The 4,588-nt window shown below is 63.9% G+C and carries 4 protein-coding genes and 2 pseudogenes; 4 read left to right on the forward strand and 2 right to left on the reverse strand.

Features of this window, described 5'->3' with window-relative positions; translation table 11 throughout:
• Window positions 1-258 (reverse strand): annotated as a pseudogene (locus tag ACWGJ5_RS46415) (hypothetical protein); the annotation flags it as partial.
• A gap of 85 nt (window positions 259-343) precedes the next feature.
• Between ACWGJ5_RS46415 and ACWGJ5_RS46420 the strand changes: the two are divergent.
• Window positions 344-1,051 carry an SMI1/KNR4 family protein gene (locus ACWGJ5_RS46420; protein WP_453315618.1) on the forward strand — a complete coding sequence of 236 codons (708 nt, stop codon included), beginning with the start codon at window positions 344-346 and terminating at the stop codon, window positions 1,049-1,051.
• Window positions 1,052-1,095: 44 nt separating this feature from the next.
• Here the strand turns inward: ACWGJ5_RS46420 and ACWGJ5_RS46425 are convergent.
• A pseudogene (locus ACWGJ5_RS46425) lies at window positions 1,096-1,392 on the reverse strand (ATP-binding protein); the annotation flags it as partial.
• Window positions 1,393-1,595: 203 nt separating this feature from the next.
• On the opposite strand from ACWGJ5_RS46425, the gene ACWGJ5_RS46430 reads away from it, so the two are divergent.
• From ACWGJ5_RS46430 to ACWGJ5_RS46440, 3 genes are all read left to right on the forward strand, one after another.
• Window positions 1,596-1,937, forward strand: coding sequence for a hypothetical protein (locus ACWGJ5_RS46430; RefSeq protein WP_453315619.1), 342 nt, complete (start codon window positions 1,596-1,598; stop codon window positions 1,935-1,937).
• A 262-nt stretch (window positions 1,938-2,199) separates the two neighbouring features.
• Window positions 2,200-2,505 (forward strand): effector-associated constant component EACC1, encoded by a 306-nt coding sequence (locus ACWGJ5_RS46435; protein ID WP_453315620.1) that lies wholly within the window; start codon window positions 2,200-2,202, stop codon window positions 2,503-2,505.
• 34 nt (window positions 2,506-2,539) lie between these two features.
• Window positions 2,540-4,270, forward strand: a complete 1,731-nt coding sequence (locus ACWGJ5_RS46440; protein WP_453315621.1) for a caspase, EACC1-associated type — start codon at window positions 2,540-2,542, stop codon at window positions 4,268-4,270.
• The last annotated feature ends 318 nt before the right edge of the window (window positions 4,271-4,588 follow it).

The following is a 4,588-nucleotide window of genomic DNA, read 5'->3' on the forward strand; positions in this document are numbered from 1 at the left end:
CCGCTCGGCCCCCGCATACGCCGACACCACCCGCTCACCCGACCGCGACCCTCCGGCATCGACCGCCACGACGGGCATCTCAGGCTCCATCTCCGCGAGAACCTCGGTGACCGTCTCCCGCGTGATCCGCAGACGCTCCAGCCCCTCACGGGCCAGCTCCAGCTTCCCGGACAGCTCAGCAAGCTCGGCTTCCAGCTCTTCCACCCGAGCCCGAGCCGCTGCCTCGCGGGCTTCCAACTCCTCGAACAGCGAGCCCATCTGCCACCCTCCTCCACCACCACGGTAGAGACGAGCGGCCGCGAACACAGCCCAGACGGAGGTCGGATGTCGGGGGCAGGGACTAATGTCCGAGCTCGCCGTCGATAGGAGAGCCGTGAACACGCACATGGATTGGTCGGGAGTTCGGGAACGCGTCATCGCCGTGGAAGAGGCCGAGTGCCGAGCCCGTGGCCGTGAGCCATCTCCATACCCGACGTTCGAACCCGTCCTGACTCCCGCCGAGATCGCCGAGGTCGAAGCACAGTTCGGCGTCGCGCTCCCCGACGAGTACCGCACGTTTCTGGCGGAGGTCGGAGCCGGCGGCCCCGGACCGGCATTCGACCTGACGTCGTTGCGCCGAATCGACGGGAAGTGGGGATGGGTCTGGGAGAACGACGAGGACCATCCCTGGCTGCTGGACCCCAGTGGGCCGTTCGTCGAGACGGAAGACTGGGCCGACCAGCAGACAACGACCCTTCGCGCCGCCGGGTACGAACCCACCACCCGTGACGAAGACGACGACTATCTGGACGACTACCGCAAGGTCTTCGGCGACGCCGGCGACGATGTCTGGTTCCTGGAACGCGGGCGGGGCGCGATCCCCATCAGCGACAACGGATGCGGGATGACCGGCTGGCTCATCGTCGTCGGCCCGCACCGCGGGGAACTCCGCGACCGGGACTGCGCGGTCAACCCGCCCTTCGAGCCGTACGTCGATGCAAAGAGAAACCGCCACAATTTCCGCACTTGGTACCTCGAGTGGCTTGAGCAACGCGAGGAAGCCGCACGGTGATCAAGAGCTGGTGACCCTGGCCCGACCCACGCACCGCGACCTACTCAACCCTTCCCTTCAAAGGAACTACACCCAAGAACGATCGCGGCCTTCACACGCTTGCCCACCGGCTCGCGCCGGATCTCGAAAGTGCGGCAGACGGCCATGACGATCTCAAGGCCGTGCTGGCCGACCCGGCCCGGATCTGCGGTCCGGGGCACCGGCAGGGCCGGGTCGCTGTCCCACACGCTGATCTCTACGGCGCCGTCACTGACCTCCAGGTCAAGCAGGCACGGGCCGGGCGCGTATTTGTAGGCGTTGGTCACCAGCTCGCTGACCACAAGCTCCACCGGCCTGACCGATTCGCGGCATGAGTGAAAGTTGGGGGCTCGGGTTGGCGGTGGCTGTTGTACGGGATCTGCGCGAGGCTGCGGCGTCGTGCCGGGTCGGGCGTACCGTTCCACGGAGCGCGAGATGTGTACGGGGTGTGCGAAACGCTGTCAGGGCCCGCACCGCCTTCGGTAGCTTGAGAGTCTTATGCCATCTGTCGGAGGAGGGGGCGGGGATGGACGGGCTCTGGGCGTGGTTGTGGAGCGGGTTCGATGCACACGGCAACGGCCGTCAGATCGACGGGGCGCACGAGCCCTATTTCACCGGCGAACAGGCCCGCGCCAAGCTCGTGGAACGGCTGAGGTTCGCCGCGGTCTCCGATCCGGTCTATGGGCAGGTGGCTGACCTGGTGGAGATGACGCCACCACCTCTGGCTGCCGCCGTTGGTCGGGAATTGTTCTGTGTTGCGATGGTCGACGAGAGTCGCCGGCCACTGAACTTCGGGAACTTCGCGACGAAGCAGGACCAGGCGGTGGACTGGGCGGTGCGGAACAAGCGGCGGCCCAAGATCTGGTAGCCGGCCTGGGCGGGATGTCAGGGGAAGAGCCGGGCATCCCGTATGCGCGACATCCTGATCAAGCGCTCCCGTCACCAGCGGATGCCGGTGACGGGCAGCCAGTCGGACGTGTGTGAACTCGCTCCGTCGAAGCGGAGGTTGTAGTCGGCCGATTCCCTTCACAAAGGGGACTGTTTCCTGAAATGATCTGGGGCTCACCCGTCGCAGTGCGGACAAAGCGAGAGGGCCAAAGTTGGTCGGGGCAGCGTTCCACCTTGTTGAGGTGTCAGTGTCGGACCCGGGCGAGCTGCGCTCGCTGCGCGAGCATCTACGCCGGGTCCCCGGGGTGGAGGTCACTCAAATACCGGGTGGGCCCGCGGACGGGGAACTGGGGGTCTGGGATGTTCTGCAGGTGGTCGCCGCTGGAAGCGGTGCGCTCGCGGTAGCAGTCAGAACGCTGCCAGCATTCATCCGGTCCCGCCGTTCCAACGTATCGGTCACTGTGAAGACCACGGACAGGACGGTGACCATCACCGTCAACAACGTGGACGACGCAATGCCCATCGTGGAAAAGGCATTGGATGCCTGACGCCCTGGATGGTGACTTTTCACAATCCCGGGCTGTGCTGATCGGCACCTGGGACTACCGCCACCTGGCGCCTGTGCCTGCGGCCCAGCACAGTCTTCACAGGATGCGGAGCTTGCTGACCAGCCCGCTGTGCGGCAGCTGGCCCGAGGACCAAGTGGCGGTCGTCGACAATCGTGCCAAGTCTGGCGATCTGCCCCACGAGCTGGTGTTGTGGTTACGCAATGCAGTGGATGTCGCGCTCTTCTACTACGTTGGTCACGGCCAGTACGACAACGACGACAGACTCTGCCTCGCGCTGGGCGACTCCAGCCCCGATCCGGTCCTGCGCACTACCACCAGTCTCACCTTCGACGCGGTTCGTCTCGCTTTTCGGGCGAGCAAGGCGGCCACAAAGATCGCGATCCTGGACTGCTGCTTCGCCGGCCTGGCCGCCGGCCACGACAGCAGGTTGGCTGGAACACACGACATACCGCGTTCGCCAGGTTTCTACCTGATGATGGCTAGCGGCGAGTTCAACACCGCCTGGTTCGAAACCTCAGCAGAGAGCCCACGACCACAGACCTATTTCACCAAATACCTGGTCGACCTCATCGAACGCGGTATCCCCGACCACCCGGCCGGGCTCACCCTGGGTCCGATCTTCGACAAGGTCGCCGACGCATTGGTGCGTGACGGCAAACCTGCGCCCGGTTGCCGTGTCAGCGATCACGCCGCCGCCTTCGTCTTCGCGCGAAACCGCGCAAACCCAGAGGTACTTGAGGCCGCACCGGATCTTTCCGGCGCGGTGTTCAACGCTGCTCCGGCGCCGTTGAACGCACAAATTTCTAAGTCACCTGTCAGCGAATCTCGAGGGGGTAACCCTGCGGCGGTTGGCAGCTTGATGAACGCGCCCCCCGGCGGCATGAGCGCCGATGAAATGTACTCCACCGCCTATGCCCTGGAAACGGACTGGGACGGCACTGGCTTGAAGAACCTTGTCGAGATGGAGAGACTATACCGTGCAGCAGCCAAGTTGGGACAAACTGATGCAATGGGCCGCTTGGGGCTCCTTCTAGAGGGTAAAACGCGAGCCACCCTCGAAGGAGGGAATTACCCTGCCGAGCCTCTTGATGTAGATGAAGCGATGTACTGGTACAAAGAATCGGCGCAGCGCGGAAATATCTTCGGGGCGTATTGGCTTGGACTCCTTTACGAGGACCGGCTAGGAAACTCGTCCGAGGCACTGAAGTGGTATGAGGTGGCCGCCCACGGCGGCCACCAGGGCGCGCAGACAGCGCAGGACGGCCTGCGCGAAAGACTGGCCCTAGGACTCGGCCCGCTAGCCGGTGCACGCAGGTTCGAAGGCGAGCCCAGTCGAACTCCTCAATCACAACCGAAAAACAGAAAGGTCGGCATGACTAACGAACGGGCAAAAGAGCAGGGCGCTATCATCGCCAAGATGGTCTCTCGTGTAGCAACAGAAAGCGAAGTGGCGCGCCTCAACGCAAATTACGACCGGTGGGAAAAAGAGTGGCAGAGCCCATACTTCGCCTTCGCCGCATGCACAGATGAGCTGGCCAAAGCATGCGGGGACAGCCGCGGTGAGTGGGGAACACTGACAGAAGAGGAACAAAGCGCCCTTGTCCGCTACTTCAGCCTCGCGTACCTCCCTACCGAGTCAGGCATCAAGGACGACGCCCGCAATTTTCGGGATGAAATCCGTAGCCTGGGTGGAACACTGCGCGATTATGCACGGCGCTGCATGCATGTCTTCGGGATTTCGTAGGAGAGCGACCCTGGTGTGGCCGCGAAAGTATCGGCTATCGACGTCCTGACGGGCCGGGCCGCTGAGCGCCGCTGCCAGTATATCCGGAAGGAACTCGGGTTTCGGGTGGCGGCACAGCGCCCGGTCAGGCAGGGCTGTTTCAAAGTCCCAGTGGTAGCGGAAAGTTGCAGGTCACGGTGGTGTGACGCTTGGTGGCCGTCCCGTCTCGTACGCAACGAAGCTCCGGTTGGAGCGGGTGACCTACCAAGTCGCCCTGCCGAACCGGAGCTTCGATGTGTCGTCAGGCCAGCGACGATCCAAGACCGTCAGACTTTGCAA

The organism is Streptomyces sp. NPDC054783, from assembly GCF_053611725.1.